The organism is Streptomyces sp. NPDC055966, assembly GCF_042269865.1.
Classification (GTDB): Bacteria; Actinomycetota; Actinomycetes; order Streptomycetales; family Streptomycetaceae; genus Streptomyces.
Genome location: NZ_JBHJYK010000008.1, coordinates 46,845 through 63,972 on the forward strand (window position 1 = coordinate 46,845; position 17,128 = coordinate 63,972).

Genomic DNA, 17,128 nt, shown 5'->3' on the forward strand with positions numbered 1-17,128 from the left:
CCTCGGCGCTCCGTGTGCAGGACGTCCCGGTCGCGCGCCCGCCTCCCGGCCTTGGCGTGCCGCCGCGATCCGGCCGTTTTCCCAGGTGGTCACCGGTCACTCGGATATGCCTGCGCCGCACGGCGGTGGCGCTCACGACGGCGCATTCGTACGCGTGCGCCCCCGGTGTTCTGGCTGGTTGCGTACCTCTTTGTGAAAAGGCGTATTCGCTGAGTAAAGGTTGGGCGTACGCTCGGGCATATGCGGATTGCGGTTTCCTTAGGCGGGGCCCGGCGGGGGGCCGAGGCGGGACGGGGGTACCCCTGCACGAGCGCCGCCGAGACTGGGGGAGGGTGCGGCCATGCGACAAGGAGTGCCGGGGGCGGTGGGAGCCGTGAATGAAGGGACGGTCTCCCTGCCCTGGATCGTGATACGGCAGGACGACAGCGGCAATCGCTACCGCGTGGGCCGGTACGCGACCCGGGCCGAGGCCCAGAAGATCGCCGACAGCCTCGACGACCGGGGCCACAAACAGGTCTACTGGGTCGAGCGCATCGGCCAGAACGGGGACGGCGCGCGCAACTGACCCTCGGTGGCCTCCCGTAGGCTCCGCTGCATGACGCCCAGCACGCCCAAGACACCCCGCGCGGACCGGATCGTGGTGGTGGGGGCCGCCCTGTTCGACGGCGGCCGGCTGCTCGCGGCGCGCCGCAGCGCGCCCGCCGATCTGGCCGGACGCTGGGAGCTGCCCGGCGGCAAGGTCGAGCCGGGCGAGAGTCCCGAGGACGCCCTGGCGCGCGAGTTGCGCGAGGAACTCGGCGTCGACGCCGAGCCGGTCGAGCGCGTGCCGGGGGAGTGGCCGCTCAGGGCGCCGTACGTCCTGCGGGTGTGGACCGCCCGCCTGCTCCCCGGCTCACCCGCGCCCCGGCCCCTCCAGGACCACGACGCGCTGCGCTGGCTGACGCCGGACGAGATCTGGGACGTCGCCTGGCTGGACCAGGACGTCCCGGCGGTCCGGGAGGTGGCTGCCCGATCGGGCGCGGGACTCCATGGACACGCGGCTGCCTCGCGGGGCGCGGGCGACCCACAAGGACCCGCAGCCGCACGGCAACCACGCCACCCGGGCTCCTAGGGGGACGGCTCCCCGTGCGGAGCGCCGCGTACGCCGTTCGTGCCACTGTGCGCCCCGTCGCACGGTACTGCCCACTGGATATCGGGTATGTGCCCATTAACCCCACGAAACCGGACATGGGTGAAGCTCGCTGGCCTGGGAAGTGATCGGCGTGATCGACACCGATGGTGACTGCGCCGAGTGGACTTTTCCCGCCGAGCCGGGAGCCGTACGCGCCGCGCGTGCCGCCGTCCGCGGCCAGTTGCACGGCTGGAGTCTCGACTGCGTCGCCGACCTGACCGCGCTGCTGGTCAGTGAGCTGGTCACCAACTCGCTGCGGCACGCCACCGGCCCCATCGGCGTACGGCTCGTGCGTCCCGCCGGGCTCGACGGGGCCCGGACGCTGCTGGTGGAGGTCTCCGACCCGCTCCCGGACCCGCCGCGCGAGCGCGTCGCCCGCCCCGAGGACGAGGGCGGGCGCGGCCTGCAACTGGTGGCCGGTTCCTCGCGCCGCTGGGGCACCCGGCCCGGCGCGAGCGGAAAGACCGTCTGGTTCGAACTCGCGTTGCCGCGGTGACGTGCCGACGGGTCAGTAGTGATGAACGGACGGGAGCGGAGCGACGCATCGGCGGGACCGGGGTGATGGGGGAGCACACGAGGGGCACAGGGGTGTACGGACGGCGACGCACGTCCCGCGTGCGCCCCGGGCACACGACCCGTCACCGACTGCGTGATTCGAGGGCGTGCTCCCTGGTTAGAAGAGTGGAAGTGTTGTCACGGACTGGTCCGAAAAACACCTGGACCATGCTGTGATCGTGAACACCGTGTCGTGCGGCGCCGTAGTGCTGGATACTGCGGGCAGCCGCTCCCGGTGACCGGTGCCGGGCGCGGTGAGCTGGAGGGGACGGTTCGCGTGAGCGAGATACCAGCGAAGGCCACGGAGTCCGAGGACCCGTCGGACGGCGCGAGGAACCAGGCCGCGGTGGCTGCCGTACACGGCGACGCGCGGCGCGAAGCGGTACCCGGCGACGCCATGTGGCAGAGCAGCCCGCCCGGTTCGATCTACGACTACATCCGGGTCGCGTCCTTCTCCATCGGCCCCGGCGGACTGGTCGACCAGTGGAGCCTGCGCGCCGAGCAGCTCTTCGGCATCCCCGCCCGACGCGCCGTCGGCATGGACCCCATAGAGGCCTTCGTCGATCCCGACCTGCGCGAGCACGGCCAGCGCAAGATGGCCGAGATCCTCGACGGGCGGGAGTGGACCGGGGTCGTGCCCTTCCGGATGCCGGACACGCCCGACGGCGCACGCGGCGAGGAGGGGCTGGCCGAGGTCTACGTCATGCCCACCCGGACCGCCGAGGGCGAGAAGGCCGCCGTGTGCATCGTCGTCGACGTCCGCACGCTGCGCAGCATCGAGACCGACCTCGCCGCGTCCCAGGCGATTTTCGGCCAGTCCCCGTTCGGGTTCCTGCTGATCGACACGGATCTGAGGGTCCGTCGGGCCAACGAGCGGTTCGCCTCCATCTTCGGCGGTTCCCCGGACGACCACCGCGGCAAGGGCGTGCACGACTATCTGCCGCGCGGCGAGGCGGAGCGCGTTTCGGCCACCCTGCGCCGGGTGCTGGAGAGCGGCCAGTCCATCACCGACATGCATGTCACCGGGCACGTGCCGAACTCGGCGGAGCGCCGGCACTGGTCGGTCAACCTCTACCGGGTGCACGGCGGCAGCGGCCGGCCCATCGGCATCGCCTGGCTCGGCACCGACATCACCGCCCGCCGGGCCGCCGCCCGCGAGGCCGCCGCGGCCCGGCGCAACCTCGCCCTGCTCAACGAGGCCGGGGCCCGCATAGGGAATTCGCTGGACCTGGAGACCACCGCGCGCGAACTCCTCGACGTCGTCGTCCCCGGCTTCTGCGACCTCGCCACCGTCGACCTCTACCAGGGGCTGCTGACCGGCGACGAGACCCCGCCCGGCCGGGCCGACGGCAGCGCGGAACTGCGCCGCGTCGCCTACGCCAGCGCCGTCTCCGGCGCGCCTCTCGGGATCACCGGCAAGCGGGTCGCGGTCGGCGCCGTCCACCACTTCCCGTTCGCCTCGCCGTGCGCCGACGCCCTGCGCACCGCCCGGCCCCAGCACGTGCCCGCCGAGGACGGCGGCCTCGTGCAGTCCACGCTGGCCGTGCCGATGGTGGCCCACGACACCGTCGTAGGCCTCGCGCAGTTCGCCCGGACGAAGGGCAGCGAGCCGTTCGGCGACCGCGACCGGGACCTGGCGGTGGAGCTGGCGGCGCGCGCGGCGGTCTGCATCGACAACGCGCGGCTGTACCGCAGGGAGCACGAACGGGCGCTGATCCTGCAACGGTCCCTGCTCCCGCCCGGCGACCCCGAGGCCTCCGGGCTGGACATCGCCTGCCGCTATCTGCCCGGCAACGCGGCGACCGAGGTGGGCGGCGACTGGTTCGACGTGATCGAACTGCCCGGCCACCGTACGGCGTTGGTGGTCGGCGACGTGATGGGACGCGGCCTGCGCGCGGCCGTGGCCATGGGCGAACTCCGCACGGCGGTACGGACCCTGGCGCTGCTGGATCTCGAACCGGCCGAGGTGCTCTCCGCGCTGGACGAGATCGCGCGAGGCCTCGGCACACCGGGGGGCGTCCAGCAGGCCGGCCGCACGGCCCGCCAGCCGCGCGACGTCGACCTGTCCGAGGTGTACCTCGCGACCTGCGTGTACGTGGTGTACGACTCGGTCACCAGACGCTGTACGTTCGCCAACGCCGGCCATCTGCCGCCGGTGCTGGTCGAGCCCGGTGAGAGCGCGCTCATGCTGGACGTGCCGCCCGGCATGCCGCTGGGCGTGGGCGGCGAGCCGTTCGAGGAGGTCGAGGTCGAACTCCCGGAGGGCGCCCTCCTCGCCCTCTACACGGACGGCCTGGTCGAGTCCCGCGACCACCCGCTGGACGAAGGACTCCAGGCGTTCGTCGGCGCGCTCAGCGATCCCGCCCCGCAGCTGGAGGACGTCTGCGACCACGTCCTCAACACCCTCGACACCCATCACGGCGAGGACGACATCGCGCTGCTGATGGCGCGGGTGCAGGGGCTGCCGGCCGAGTCGGTCGGCGACTGGACGCTGCCGCGCGAGCCGAAGAGCGTGGGCCGGGCCAGGGAGTTCGCCCGGGACCAGCTGCAGAGCTGGGACCTGGAGGCACTGGTCGACACGACGGAACTGCTCGTCAGCGAGCTGGTCACCAACGCGCTGCGGTACGGCGAGGGGGAGATAAGGCTGCGGCTGCTGCTGGACCGGACCCTGGTGTGCGAGGTCTGGGACTCGGGGCTGGTGCAGCCCCGGCGCCGGCGGGCCCGGGACACGGACGAGGGCGGCCGCGGGCTGCAGCTGGTGGGGCTGCTCAGCGCGGCCTGGGGTTCCCGCCGCACCCCGCGGGGCAAGACGGTGTGGTTCGAACTGCCGCTGCCCGGCGCCGAAACGGGCCTGACCGACCCGGCGGAGGCCCTGCTGAGCCTCTTCTGACCGCCGCCCGCCGTCTCGCCGACCCACCGACTCCCCGCCCACCGGGCTCGCTGGTTCTCCCCCGCCGGGCCCCGGCCGCCGGCTCTCGCCCGTCGGCTCCGCGCACGGACTCGACTCGGTCGGCCGAGGCCGACCTCCGCCGAGGCGGGTCGGGTGGGGCCGATTCCGGTTCGCCGTCACGGTGGCGGCAGACGGCGGCGGCCCCTCGTCTCCGGGCCCCCGTAGCAGGCCGGCGGGCCCCCGTCCTCGTCCTCCGCGAGCAGGAGACCGCCCAGGACCGCGCCCGGCACACCGGGGGCGGCCGTGGCGGCGGCGGTGTACGGGGTGCCGTGGGAGCGGACGTCCTGTTCGGCCCGGTCCCGGGATTCCCGGGCCGCCCGGTCGGCCCCCGCGACGTCTCCCGCGGACAGGTCGCGCACCGCCTCCGCCAGGCGTACCCGGGCCTCCGGGCCCACCGCGCCCCGGTGCACCCCGATGAACTCCTCCGCCCCGGCCACCGAGCCGCGCGCCACCAGCAGGGCCGCCGCGGACAGCACGCCCGCGTGGCCGTTCTCCAGACGTTCCACCGCCCGCGTCATCCGGTACAGGGCGTCCAGCGGGTCGTACGGGCCCGACGTCATCTCGTCGCGCGCGGTGGCCAGCACGGTGTCCGCGTGCGTGAGCCGGGCGTGCAGTTCGCCGTACGGCAGGGGCTTGCTCCCGCCCTCGCGCCGGGCCGCCGCCAGCTCCGCCTCCGCGCCGGTCAGCGCGGCCGGCAGCAGACCGGCCGCCGCCCGCAGCTGCGAGGCCAGCCGGTCCACCCCGGATATCAGCACCCCGGCCTGCGCCACCGCGCCCTCGGCGGCGCGCAGTTGCCGGGCGGCCAGGTCGCCGTCGTCGCGGTCGGCGGCCTGCCGGGCCTCGTTGAGCCGCGCGGTGGCGAACACGAGCCGGTCCTTGGCCTGTTCGACGTACCCGGTGACCGGTTCGACGGCGGACCGTGCGTAGCGCTCGTGCAGCGCGGCCAGCGTCTCCTGCGCGGTCACCGTCCGCCCCGCCAGCTCCCGGAAGCGTCCCTCGGCCGCCTCCAGCGCCTCGCCCAGCCCCGGCCCCTCCAGCCCCCGCAGCAGGTCCAGCTCCGCCGCCTCGGAGTCCAGCCGGCGCCCGGCCTCCGCGCACCGGCCGATCACCCCGACCAGCGCCTGCCGCCGGGCCGCCGGGTCCCGCGGCACCCCCTGCTCGTAACGCCGCCAGATCGCGCACGCGGCCGACAGCTCGGTCTCGGCGGCCCGCAGGGCGTGGGCGAAGACCTCGATGTCCGGCCGTGCGAACCGCTGCCGGACGAAGGAGAGTTCCTCCCCGCTCGTACGGACACAGTCGTCGGCCGTCACCAGCGCGGTGCGGGCCTGGCGGTCGAAGTCCGCCGCGGTGGGGGCGGGCGGGGCCGCCGGGACGACCCCCGGAGTCGTGCGGGTACGGGCGCGGCGGGTACGGCGCAGCCAGCCGTAACCGGCCAGCGCCACGGCCGCGCCCCCGGCGACGAGGGGCAGCACGAGGTCGGCCGTGGACGTACCGTCCTGCTGGGGCGCGGCGGCGCTCGCGACCGTTCTGTCGGCCGTCGCGGGAACCGGATCTTGTGTCGTCACCGTCATCACCGGCAACACCAGCCACCCGACCCCGGCCGCGGCCCCCAGCACGGCGTGCGCCAGCCGCACCCGTATGTGCGCCGTGGCGCGCCGGGGCCGGCCCCGGATCAAGGAGGACGTCACATTTCGGAGCGTATGGGCAGGTAGGCGCGTTCGCGAGCGGGACGGATACGGGCGGGGGACAAGGGAAGAGGGGGCCGGAAATGGACAACGGGAGCGGGCAGCGGGACCGCGAGAGGGACCGGATCTCCTCCGGGGAGGCCGGCGGCAGCCGGAAGAAGAGGCTCCGCCGGCGCGTCCTGCGCTGCGCCCTCGCCGGCCTCGCCCTCGTGCTCGTCCCCCTCCTCACCGCCGAGACGGCCCTGCGCGTCAACTACACCGGCACCCCGGCGCCCGGCACGAGCACCCGCGGCCAGGACGCCCTCTGGCTGGGCCACGCCTGGGTCGACGGCCGTAAGAACGACGCCGACGTGCGCGCACTCGCCCGGCGGCTGAAGGACACCGGCATCCGCGACCTGTACGTCCACTCCGGCCCGCTGGAGCACGACGGCACACTGCCCGACTCGGCGTACCCGAAGGCCCGCCTGCTGGTCTCGGCGGTGCACCGGGAGCTGCCCGGGGTCCGGGTGCAGGCCTGGCTCGGCGACCAGCTGGCCACCGAGAGTCCCGACGGGCTGCACCTGGAGCGCGCCGCCACCCGCGCCGCGGTCCTCGTCTCGGCCCGCCGCGTCCTCGCCGCCGGGTACGACGGGGTGCATGTCGACCTGGAACCGCTGCACTCCGGCGACCGCCACTACCTCTCCCTCCTGGACGGCCTGCGCACCCTCACCCACGCCCGGCACGCGCTGCTGTCCGTCGCCGCCCACCAGATCGACCCGCTGCCCGCGTTCCACTCCCTCTGGGGCACGACCACCGGTCACCCCAAGTGGTGGTCGCAGGCGTACTTCGGGCAGGTGGCGCGGCGCGTGGACCAGATCGCCGTGATGTCGTACGACACCATGCAGCCGGTGCAGAGCCTGTACGGCGGCTACGTGGCCCAGCAGACGAGCCTCGCCCTGGAGGTCACCCCGGACACCACCGACCTGCTCATGGGCCTGCCCTTCTACCACGAGAACCGCTTCGGCCACCGGGCCCGCGCGGAGACCGTCCCGGCCGCCGTGCGCGGGGTCCGGCTCGGCCTGTCCCGCACCGACGCCGACCGGGTCCGCTTCGGCGTCGCGCTGTACGTGGACTTCGCGGCGACCGAGGCCGACTGGCGCGCCTACCGGGAAAACTGGGTTCGCTGAGCTCCTCCTGTGCGCCAGAGTGGGGCCGGTGACCGAGACCCGACAGCCCCGGACCCGCGCCGACCTCGCGCCCCTCGCCCGCGCCGCCCTCGGCCCGCACCGCACGCTCCGCGCCGTCACCCGGCTGCGCGGCGGCTCCAAGAAGGGCGTCTACCGGCTCCGCCTCGACGACGGCGGCACGGCGGTCGCCTACGTCTGGGCGCCGGACGAGGACTACTGGGGCCCTACCGGTGCCGATCCCCGCGCCCCCTTCTCGCACGCCTCCGGGCTCGACCTGTTCACGGCCGCCCACGACCGCCTCACCGCCGCCGGCGTCCGCACCCCCCGCCTGCTCCACGCGGACCCCGTGGCGGGCGCGGCCGTGGTCGAGGACCTGGGCGGCGGTGGCAGCCTGGAGGAGGCGCTGCGCCGGGATCCGGCCGCCGCCCTCCCGGCACTGCACCGGCTCGCCGATGCCCTGCGCACGCTGCACGGCACCCGCTCCGCCGCCCACGGCAAGGTGGCCGTGATCGACAACGGCGGTACGGCACACGGGGATTCCTGCGCCCGGCTGGTCACCGACCGCGCCCTGGCCGACATCGCCGAGACCGCCGTACGCGAGCCGCGGGCCGCCGCCGCCCGGGAGCGGCTGGAGGACGCCGTGCACGCCCTGGCCGCGGAGGTCCGCCCGCGCGCCGACCACGTCCTCGTCCACGGCGAACTCGGCCCGGACCACGTCCTGTTGGACGAGCACGCAAACCCCGCCCTGATCGACATCGAAGGGCTGATGTACTTCGACGCCGAGTGGGAGCACGTCTTCCTGCGGCTGCGCTTCGGGCCGCACTACGACGTCCTGCGCGCCGACGGCCTGGACGAGAAACGGCTGCGGCTGTACCGGCTGGCGCTGCACCTCAACCTCGTCGCCGGCCCGCTGCGGCTGCTCGACGGGGACTTCCCCTTTGCCCAATCCATGCGCGGTATCGCCGAGCACAACCTGGCACACGCCCTTGACCTGGTGAAACGCTGACCGTCGGCGGGCTGCGCCCGCGGGTGCCGGCCGAGCGGCCCGGCCGCGGTGCTACGACGACGACCTCCTCCTGATCTTCGAGCCCAGCCACACCAGCGGGTCGTACTTGCGGTCGACCACGCGCTCCTTCATCGGGATCAGGGCGTTGTCCGTGATGTGAATGCCCTCGGGGCAGACCTCCGTGCAGCACTTGGTGATGTTGCAGTAGCCGAGGCCGTGCTCGTCCTGGGCGGTGTGCCCCCGGTCCAGGCCCGTCCCGGCGGCCCCGTCCAGCGGGTGCATGTCCAGCTCGGCGATCCGCATCAGGAAGCGCGGGCCCGCGAAGGCCGGCTTGTTCTCCTCGTGGTCGCGCACCACGTGGCAGGTGTTCTGGCACAGGAAGCACTCGATGCACTTGCGGAACTCCTGCGAGCGGTCCACGTCCTCCTGCGTCATCCGGTACTCGCCGGGGCCCACACCCGCGGGCGGCACGAACGCCGGGACCTCCCTGGCCTTCTGGTAGTTGAAGCCGACGTCCGTCACCAGGTCGCGGATCACCGGGAAGGTGCGCATCGGGGTCACGGTGATCGTCTCGTCGCGGGAGAACACCGACATGCGCGTCATGCACATCAGCCGCGGCCGGCCGTTGATCTCCGCCGAGCACGAACCGCACTTGCCCGCCTTGCAGTTCCAGCGCACGGCCAGATCGGGGGCCTGGGTGGCCTGGAGGCGGTGGATGATGTCGAGGACCACCTCGCCGTCGTTCACCTCGACGGTGAAGTCCCGAAGGCCTCCGCCCTCGACGTCACCCCGCCACACCTTGAAGCGGGCCTCGTAGCTGCTCACTCGTACAGCTCCTCTTCGGCGAGGTACTTGACCAGCTCCTCCTTCTCGAAGAGGGCGAGCAGGTCCGGGCGGATGGGTTCGGTGGTCTCGCGGGTGAGACGGATCTGCCCGCGGGCGGGGTCGGTGGCCGCGAGGCCGCCGGTGGGATCGGCGAGGGCGCACAGCAGGTTGGCGTTGCGCCACCGGCGGTCCATCGTGGGATGGTCCTCGCGGGTGTGGCCGCCGCGCGACTCGGTGCGCTCCAGCGCCGCGCGGGCCACGCACTCGCTGACCAGCAGCATGTTCCTGAGGTCCAGGGCGAGATGCCAGCCCGGGTTGAACTGGCGGTGGCCCTCCACCCCGGCCCGCCGGGCACGCAGGCGCAGCTCGGCGAGTTTCTCCAGGGCCTGCGTCATCTCGCCCTCGCGGCGGATGATGCCGACCAGGTCGTTCATGGTCTGCTGGAGTTCCTGGTGCAGGGTGTACGGGTTCTCCGGCGGGCCCGCCTCGCCCGCCCGGTCCGCCTCCGCCTCGGCCTCGGCCGAGAAGGGCCGCAGTGCCTCGGCCGCCGCCATGTCCACCTGGGTCTCGTCCACGGGCGGGCGGGCGTCCGCGAGGCCCGCCGCGTACTCCGCCGCGTGCCAGCCCGCCCGGCGCCCGAACACCAGCAGGTCGGACAGCGAGTTGCCGCCGAGCCGGTTGGAGCCGTGCATGCCGCCCGCCACCTCACCGGCCGCGAACAGGCCCGGCACCCCGCGTGCCCCCTCCGTGTCGGAGTCGACGGCGACGCCGCCCATCACGTAGTGACAGGTCGGCCCGACCTCCATCGGCTCCGCCGTGATGTCGACGTCCGCCAGCTCCTTGAACTGGTGGTACATGGACGGCAGTCGGCGGCGGATGACCTCGGCCGGCATGCGCGTCGAGACGTCCAGGAAGACCCCGCCGTGCGGGGAGCCGCGGCCCGCCTTCACCTCGGAGTTGATCGCGCGGGCGACCTCGTCACGGGGGAGCAGCTCGGGCGGGCGCCGGTTGTGCTCCTGGTCCTCGTACCAGCGGTCGCCCTCCTCCTCCGACTCGGCGTACTTCTCCTTGAAGACGTCGGGGACGTAGTCGAACATGAACCGCTTGCCCTCGGAGTTCCTGAGCACCCCGCCGTCGCCGCGCACCGACTCGGTCACCAGCAGGCCCTTGACCGACGGCGGCCAGATCATGCCCGTCGGATGGAACTGCACGAACTCCATGTTCAGCAGCGAGCCGCCCGCGAGCAGCGCCAGCGCGTGGCCGTCGCCGGTGTACTCCCACGAGTTCGACGTCACCTTGAAGGACTTGCCGATGCCGCCGGTCGCGATGACGACGGCGGGCGCTTCGAGGACGAAGAAGCGGCCGAACTCACGGTCGTACGCGAAGACCCCGCTGACCCGCGAACCGTCCTTCAGAATCCTCGTGACCGTGCACTCCTGGTAGACCTTGAGCCGGGACTCGTAGTCGCCGGTCTCCTTGAAGTCCTCCTGCTGGAGGGCGACGATCTTCTGCTGGAGCGTGCGGATCAGCTCCAGGCCCGTACGGTCGCCGACGTGAGCGAGGCGCGGGTACTCGTGGCCGCCGAAGTTGCGCTGCGAGATCTTCCCGTCCTTCGTGCGGTCGAACAGCGCGCCCCAGGTCTCCAGTTCCCACACCCGGTCCGGGGCCTCGCGCGCGTGCAGCTCGGCCATCCGCCACTGGTTCAGGAACTTGCCGCCGCGCATGGTGTCGCGGAAGTGGACCTGCCAGGTGTCGTGTTCGTTGACGTTGGCCATCGCCGCCGCGATGCCGCCCTCGGCCATCACCGTGTGCGCCTTGCCGAACAGCGACTTGCAGATCACTGCCGTACGGGCGCCCCGCTCGCGCGCCTCGATCGCGGCCCGCAGCCCGGCGCCGCCGGCACCGACCACGACGACGTCCCACTCCTGCCGGTCCACCACGGACATCAGTCGGCTCCACCTGTTTCTAGAGATCGATCTGTTTCTAGAGGGTCTGTTCCTAGAAGAAGCGCGGGTCGGCGAAGACCCCGGACGCGACGAGATACACGTAGAAGTCGGCGAGCCACACGCTGAACAGCGACGCCCACGCCAGCTGCATGTGCCGGGCGTTGAGCCGGCCCACGAACTGCCACGCCCGGTAGCGCACGGGGTGCTTGGAGAAGTGCTTGAGCTTGCCGCCCACGATGTGCCGGCACGAGTGGCAGGAGAGGGTGTACGCCCAGATCAGCACGATGTTGACCAGGAACACCAGGGTGCCGAGGCCCATGTGGCCCCACCGGTAGTGCGTGTCGCGGAAGGACAGCACGGTGTCGTAGGTCAGTACGCCGGCGACCAGCAGGGCGGCGTAGAAGAAGTACCGGTGGACGTTCTGGAGGATGAGCGGGAAGCGGGTCTCGCCGGTGTACTTCGCGTGCGGCTCGGCGACGGCGCAGGCGGGCGGGGACGCCCAGAAGCTGCGGTAGTAGGCCTTGCGGTAGTAGTAGCAGGTCAGCCGGAAGCCGAGCGGGAAGATCAGGATGATGATGGCGGGGGACAGGCCCCACCAGCTCCCGAAGAGGTCGGCGTTCGGACCGGCGTGCATGGTCCGGCAGTTCTGCGCCAGACAGGGCGAGTAGAACGGCGAGACGTACGGCGCCGCGTAGTAGTCCGTGCCCGCGAAGGCCCGCCATGTCGAGTAGACGACGAAGGCGAACAGACCGGCCGCGGTGACGGCGGGGGCCAGCCACCAGCGGTCGGTCCGCAGATGCGGGGCGGCGATCGCGGCGCGCGTACGGGCCCGTACGCCGCCGCTGTTCTGTTGGGGTTCCGTACCAGTGGCCAAGGGATGACTCCGGTCGGTTCGGGTCGGTTCAGGGGGCGTGGCGGTCGCGGGCCCCCAGTCCCTCGTCGTCCGTGTCGACCCACAGGGAGCGGTCGTACGGCGTGTCGGAGATGGTGACGAGGTCGGGCCGGCGGGGCGCGGTGCCCTTGTCGGCCGTGTCGCGCAGCAGCCCGAGGCTTTCGCGCAGATGGTCGGCGTCCATTCGGACCCGGCGCATCTCCAGGCCGTTGCTGCCGAGCTGGTGCTCCAGGCGCCCCAGCGAGCGGTTCAGTTCGTCGAGGGAGCGCTGGACCGAGGCGATGTCGTCGTGCACGGACATGGTGTGCCCTCACTTCCGCGGGTCCGGCGGGCCTTGGGCGGCAACGTTCATGCGCCTTGGAGTGTTGCGCGTCACACGTGCCGATGTGAAGGCATGTGCAGCGATTGGCGGAGGCGTACGGATGCATCAGCGGTGGTGTTGCGCCACACGGGTGAGGTCACCACCCGTCATCGCCGTGTCGCCCTCGGTTGCCGGATCCTTTCCTCTTCAGTGGGCCGCATAGATCTGATCAGCTCCATATACCGCCAAACGTGATCATAACGCCCGCGGCTTCCCGGAGGTAGCAGAAATGTCCAACGAGGGCTGGCGCCCCGAAGGGGCGCGGGGAACTGCGCGCTCGGCCACGACGGTGCCGCGGACGGCCGAGTGCGCTTCGCGGCACTTCACGCGCTCGGTCGCCTTCCTGGCGGCCGGCGCCCTCGTGCCGTTCCTCACCGGCTGCGGCGCCGACGTCGACGAGGCCGGCAAGCCGCTCGCCGGGCAGGACATCGCCCCGGCCGCCCGGGACCTGATCGCCGACGGCGGGACGTTGAAGTGGGCCGTCGACGCCGTCCCCGAGACGCTGAACACCTTCCAGGCCGACGCCGACGCCGGCACCACCCGGATCGCCCAGGCCGTCCTGCCCTCGATGTTCCGCCTCGACGCCCAGGGCCGGCCGGCGCCCAACCCCGCCTACCTGGAGTCGGCCAAGGTCATCGAGACCGAGCCGCGCCAGGTGGTGGAGTACAAGCTGAACCAGCAGGCCGTCTGGAGCGACGGCCGGGAGATCGGCGCCGCCGACTTCGTCGCCCAGTGGCGCGCCCTGTCCGGCAAGGACAGCTCCTACTGGACCGCCCGCAACGCCGGTTACGACCGCATCGAGAAGATCGAGCGCGGCGCCGGCGACCTCCAGGTCCGGGTCACCTTCTCGCGTCCCTACGCCGACTGGAAGTCGCTGTTCTCACCGCTGTACCCGAAGCAGGTCATGGGCAGCCCGGACGCCTTCAACGACGGCGCCCGGCGCAAGCTCCAGATCACCGCCGGACCCTTCAGGGTCGACAAGGTCGACACCGCCGCGAAGGACGTGGTCCTCACCCGCAACCCGCGCTGGTGGGGCAGGCCGGCCAAGCTGTCCCAGATCGAGCTGCACGCCGTACCCCGCGACAAGCGGGCCGCCGCGCTCGCCGACGGCAGCCTGGACGCCGCCGACGTCGACCCCGCCGAGGCGCAGCTGATCGGGCTCGCCGCCCAGGGCGCCGGAAGCCCGCTCCAGGGCTCCGGCAGGACCTCCGTGAAGAAGCTGCGCTCCTGGGCGCGGGCGCACGGTTTCGGCCCCGACAAGGTCAAGGCCGACGAGGAGGAACTGCGCAAGGACGTCGGCGCGTACCTGAACGAGCAGCAGGCGCTGCGCGGCTTCGACGTCCGCAGGTCGCTGGAGCCCGCCTACACCCAGCTCGCCCTCAACGGCTCCGAGGGCCCCCTCGCCGACGAGCGGGTCCGCCGGGCGGTCGCCCGCGCCCTGGACCGCAAGGAACTGGCCAAACTGGTCCTCACCCCGCTGGGCCTGCCCGCGGTCCCGGTCGGCAGCCATCTCGCGCTGTCCGGGCAGAGCGACTACGCCGACAGCAGCGGCGCCGTCGGGCAGGCGGACACCAAGGAGGCGGCGGCGCTGCTCGCCGACGCCGGCTGGGTGGCGGGCGGCCCGGTCAAGGAGCAGAAGAAGGGCAAGAAGGCGGCCGGTCCCGAGAGCGACAAGAGCGCCAAGGAGAAGCCGTCGGACGGCGGCAAGGACGGGCAGTACATCGTCGGCGAGGACAACAAGAGCGGCGACGGCGGCGACCGGCACCTCGCGCAGGAGGGCCGGCAGGGGGGAGTGCCCGGCGCGTACGCCCCCAAGGGCACGGCCGCCCCGGCCGGCGTCCCGGCCGGACCGCTCGCCAAGGACGGCAAGGCGCTCGCGCTGCGCTTCGTGCTCCCCTCCGGGCCCGGCTCCGAGACGTTGCACACGGTCGCCGAGCGGATCTCCGCGATGCTGGACCGGGTCGGCATCCGCACGACGATCAGCAAGGTCCCGGACGAGAGCTACTTCAAGGACCACATCGCCTCCGGCGACTACGACCTCGCCCTGTACTCGTGGCCGTCCTCCGCGTTCCCGGCGACGGACGCCCGCCCGATCTACGCCAAGCCGGTGCCCGCCGCCGACGGCTCGGTGAACGTCGAGCAGAACTACACGCGGGTCGGCACGGACCAGGTGGACCAGCTCTTCGACCAGGCCGCGGCGACCCTGGACGAGGAGGAGGCGCGGAACCTGATCAGGAAGGCCGACTCCAGGATCTGGGCCGCTGCCGGATCGATTCCGCTGTACCAGCGGCCGCAGTTGGTGGGGACGAGGAAGAACCTCGTCAACGTCGGGGCGTTCGGATTCCAGACGCCCGTCTACGAGGACATGGGGTATCTGAAGAAGGGCGCGAAGATCTCCCCGAGCCCCACGAGGTGAGGGCCGCCCGGCCTGCGCGGTGATGATCACACGGCCCTGAGGAGGCCGACCGTCCCGGGGCCACGTACCATGGGGTGAGGCCGTGGCGTGTGAAGCCCGGCAGGGCCCGCGTCACACGGACGTACGCGACGGCCTTCCTCACACTCCGGGAGTACGCCTTCATGGCCACGCGCCACGACATCCGCAACGTCGCCATCGTCGCCCACGTCGACCACGGCAAGACCACCATCGTCGACGGCATGCTGAAGCAGGCCGGCGCGTTCGCCGCCCACCAGCTCGACCAGGTCGACGACCGAGTCATGGACTCGAACGACCTGGAGCGTGAGAAGGGCATCACGATCCTCGCCAAGAACACGGCGGTGAAGTACCACCCCAAGGACGGCGGGGAGCCCATCACCATCAACATCATCGACACCCCCGGCCACGCCGACTTCGGCGGCGAGGTCGAGCGCGGTCTGTCGATGGTCGACGGTGTCGTGCTGCTCGTGGACGCCTCCGAGGGCCCGCTGCCGCAGACCCGCTTCGTGCTGCGCAAGGCGCTCCAGCAGCGCCTGCCCGTCATCCTGTGCATCAACAAGACGGACCGCCCGGACTCCCGGATCGACGAGGTCGTCAACGAGACCTACGACCTGTTCCTGGACCTGGACGCGGACGAGGACCAGATCGAGTTCCCGATCGTCTACGCCTGCGGCCGTGACGGCGTCGCCTCGCTGACCAAGCCGGCCGACGGCACGGTCCCGGCCGACAGCGACAGCCTGGAGCCGTTCTTCTCCACGATCCTGGAGCACATCCCGGCCCCGACCTACGACGAGGCCGCCCCGCTCCAGGCCCACGTCACCAACCTCGACGCCGACAACTTCCTCGGCCGTATCGCGCTGCTCCGCGTCGAGCAGGGCGAGCTGCGCAAGGGCCAGACGGTTGCCTGGATCAAGCGCGACGGCTCGGTCAGCAACGTCCGCATCTCCGAGCTGATGATGACCGAGGCGCTCACCCGCAAGCCCGCCGAGGTGGCCGGCCCGGGTGACATCTGCGCGGTGGCCGGTATCCCGGACATCATGATCGGCGAGACCCTGGCCGACACCGAGAACCCCATCCCGCTGCCGCTGATCACGGTCGACGAGCCCGCGATCTCCATGGTCATCGGTACGAACACCTCGCCGCTGGTCGGCCGGGGCGGCACCGGCAAGGGCGCCGACGCGAAGTCGGCCGTGAAGGACCGCAAGGTCACCGCCCGCCAGGTCAAGGACCGTCTGGACCGCGAGCTGATCGGTAACGTCTCCCTCCGTGTCCTGGAGACGGACCGCCCCGACGCCTGGGAGGTCCAGGGCCGTGGTGAGCTGGCGCTCGCCATCCTGGTCGAGCAGATGCGCCGCGAGGGCTTCGAGCTGACCATCGGCAAGCCCCAGGTCGTCACCAAGGAGGTCGACGGCAAGGTCTACGAGCCGGTCGAGCGCATGACGATCGACGTGCCCGAGGAGCACATGGGCGCGGTCACGCAGCTCATGGGTGTCCGCAAGGGCCGCATGGACAACATGTCGAACCACGGCTCCGGCTGGGTGCGCATGGAGTTCGTGGTGCCGTCCCGCGGTCTGATCGGTTTCCGGACCGAGTTCCTGACCCAGACCCGCGGCACGGGTATCGGCCACTCCATCCACGAGGGCCACGAGCCCTGGTTCGGCACGCTCCAGACCCGTAACAACGGCTCGCTGGTCGCCGACCGCTCCGGCTCCGTCACCGCGTTCGCGATGACGAACCTCCAGGAGCGCGGCGTGCTGTTCACCGAGCCGGGCACCGAGGTGTACGAGGGCATGATCGTCGGTGAGAACTCCCGCTCCGACGACATGGACGTCAACATCACCAAGGAGAAGAAGCTCACCAACATGCGGTCCTCGACGGCCGACGTGGCCGAGTCGATCGTGCCTCCGCGCAAGCTGTCGCTGGAGCAGTCGCTGGAGTTCTGCCGTGACGACGAGTGCGTCGAGGTGACCCCGGAGGCCGTTCGCATCCGCAAGGTGAACCTGGACGCCCGCGAGCGCGCCCGCGCCGCGAGCCGCGCCAAGCACGGCTGATCCACCGGCAGTTGAGCCCGGGTGCCCCGAAGGTGGGGTGCCCGGGCTCTTTGCTGCCCGTGACTGAATTGAGATCTGCAGGCAGT

The 17,128-nt window shown here is 72.2% G+C and carries 13 protein-coding genes; 8 read left to right on the forward strand and 5 right to left on the reverse strand.

Annotated features, from left to right (window positions below; genetic code table 11):
* Positions 1–373 precede the first annotated feature (373 nt).
* From ACFC8N_RS18435 to ACFC8N_RS18450, 4 genes are all read left to right on the forward strand, one after another.
* A complete protein-coding gene (locus tag ACFC8N_RS18435; RefSeq protein WP_356026583.1) occupies positions 374–565 on the forward strand; it encodes an SPOR domain-containing protein in 192 nt (63 codons plus the stop codon).
* A 30-nt stretch (positions 566–595) separates the two neighbouring features.
* The gene (locus tag ACFC8N_RS18440; protein ID WP_356026488.1) at positions 596–1,111 is read left to right on the forward strand and encodes a (deoxy)nucleoside triphosphate pyrophosphohydrolase; all 516 of its coding nucleotides are present in this window, start codon (positions 596–598) and stop codon (positions 1,109–1,111) included.
* Between the two features lie 142 nt (positions 1,112–1,253).
* A complete protein-coding gene (locus ACFC8N_RS18445) occupies positions 1,254–1,667 on the forward strand; it encodes an ATP-binding protein (RefSeq protein WP_376288806.1) in 414 nt (137 codons plus the stop codon).
* Between the two features lie 336 nt (positions 1,668–2,003).
* Positions 2,004–4,616, forward strand: coding sequence for a SpoIIE family protein phosphatase (locus ACFC8N_RS18450; protein ID WP_362818437.1), 2,613 nt, complete (start codon positions 2,004–2,006; stop codon positions 4,614–4,616).
* A gap of 176 nt (positions 4,617–4,792) precedes the next feature.
* Here ACFC8N_RS18450 and ACFC8N_RS18455 read toward each other — a convergent pair whose 3' ends face one another.
* Positions 4,793–6,364, reverse strand: a complete 1,572-nt coding sequence (locus ACFC8N_RS18455) for a hypothetical protein (RefSeq protein WP_376288807.1) — start codon at positions 6,362–6,364, stop codon at positions 4,793–4,795.
* An 80-nt stretch (positions 6,365–6,444) separates the two neighbouring features.
* Between ACFC8N_RS18455 and ACFC8N_RS18460 the strand changes: the two genes are divergently transcribed.
* Entirely contained in the window at positions 6,445–7,527 is a 1,083-nt protein-coding gene (locus ACFC8N_RS18460) for a hypothetical protein (protein ID WP_376288808.1), read from the forward strand.
* Between the two features lie 28 nt (positions 7,528–7,555).
* Positions 7,556–8,533, forward strand: a complete 978-nt coding sequence (locus ACFC8N_RS18465) for a phosphotransferase (protein ID WP_376288809.1) — start codon at positions 7,556–7,558, stop codon at positions 8,531–8,533.
* Between the two features lie 51 nt (positions 8,534–8,584).
* On the opposite strand, the gene ACFC8N_RS18470 is transcribed toward ACFC8N_RS18465, so the two are convergent.
* Genes ACFC8N_RS18470 through ACFC8N_RS18485 form a run of 4 tightly spaced genes read right to left on the reverse strand, consistent with a single transcriptional unit; the run spans position 8,585 to position 12,497 of the window.
* Positions 8,585–9,358, reverse strand: a complete 774-nt coding sequence (locus ACFC8N_RS18470; protein ID WP_362818445.1) for a succinate dehydrogenase/fumarate reductase iron-sulfur subunit — start codon at positions 9,356–9,358, stop codon at positions 8,585–8,587.
* Positions 9,355–11,304, reverse strand: coding sequence for a fumarate reductase/succinate dehydrogenase flavoprotein subunit (locus tag ACFC8N_RS18475; protein WP_362818447.1), 1,950 nt, complete (start codon positions 11,302–11,304; stop codon positions 9,355–9,357). Before ACFC8N_RS18475 ends, ACFC8N_RS18470 begins: the two co-directional genes overlap by 4 nt.
* A 52-nt stretch (positions 11,305–11,356) precedes the next feature.
* Positions 11,357–12,178: a hypothetical protein gene (locus tag ACFC8N_RS18480; protein ID WP_376288810.1), complete on the reverse strand. Its 822-nt coding sequence runs from the start codon at positions 12,176–12,178 to the stop codon at positions 11,357–11,359.
* A gap of 28 nt (positions 12,179–12,206) precedes the next feature.
* Positions 12,207–12,497 carry a hypothetical protein gene (locus ACFC8N_RS18485; protein ID WP_356026509.1) on the reverse strand — a complete coding sequence of 97 codons (291 nt, stop codon included), beginning with the start codon at positions 12,495–12,497 and terminating at the stop codon, positions 12,207–12,209.
* A gap of 289 nt (positions 12,498–12,786) precedes the next feature.
* Between ACFC8N_RS18485 and ACFC8N_RS18490 the strand changes: the two genes are divergently transcribed.
* Entirely contained in the window at positions 12,787–14,973 is a 2,187-nt protein-coding gene (locus ACFC8N_RS18490) for an ABC transporter family substrate-binding protein (protein WP_356026511.1), read from the forward strand.
* 161 nt (positions 14,974–15,134) lie between these two features.
* The gene (gene typA, locus ACFC8N_RS18495) at positions 15,135–17,042 is read left to right on the forward strand and encodes a translational GTPase TypA (RefSeq protein ID WP_376288921.1); all 1,908 of its coding nucleotides are present in this window, start codon (positions 15,135–15,137) and stop codon (positions 17,040–17,042) included.
* The last annotated feature ends 86 nt before the right edge of the window (positions 17,043–17,128 follow it).

Excerpts from the sequence above, each read along its gene's own strand:
- ACFC8N_RS18440 (WP_356026488.1), top strand. The coding sequence starts at position 596 with ATGACGCCCAGCACGCCCAAGACACCCCGCGCGGACCGGATCGTGGTG.
- ACFC8N_RS18460 (WP_376288808.1), top strand. The coding sequence starts at position 6,445 with ATGGACAACGGGAGCGGGCAGCGGGACCGCGAGAGGGACCGGATCTCC.
- ACFC8N_RS18475 (WP_362818447.1), bottom strand. The coding sequence starts at position 11,304 with ATGTCCGTGGTGGACCGGCAGGAGTGGGACGTCGTCGTGGTCGGTGCC.
- ACFC8N_RS18485 (WP_356026509.1), bottom strand. The coding sequence starts at position 12,497 with ATGTCCGTGCACGACGACATCGCCTCGGTCCAGCGCTCCCTCGACGAA.
- ACFC8N_RS18490 (WP_356026511.1), top strand. The coding sequence starts at position 12,787 with ATGTCCAACGAGGGCTGGCGCCCCGAAGGGGCGCGGGGAACTGCGCGC.
- typA (WP_376288921.1), top strand. The coding sequence starts at position 15,135 with ATGGCCACGCGCCACGACATCCGCAACGTCGCCATCGTCGCCCACGTC.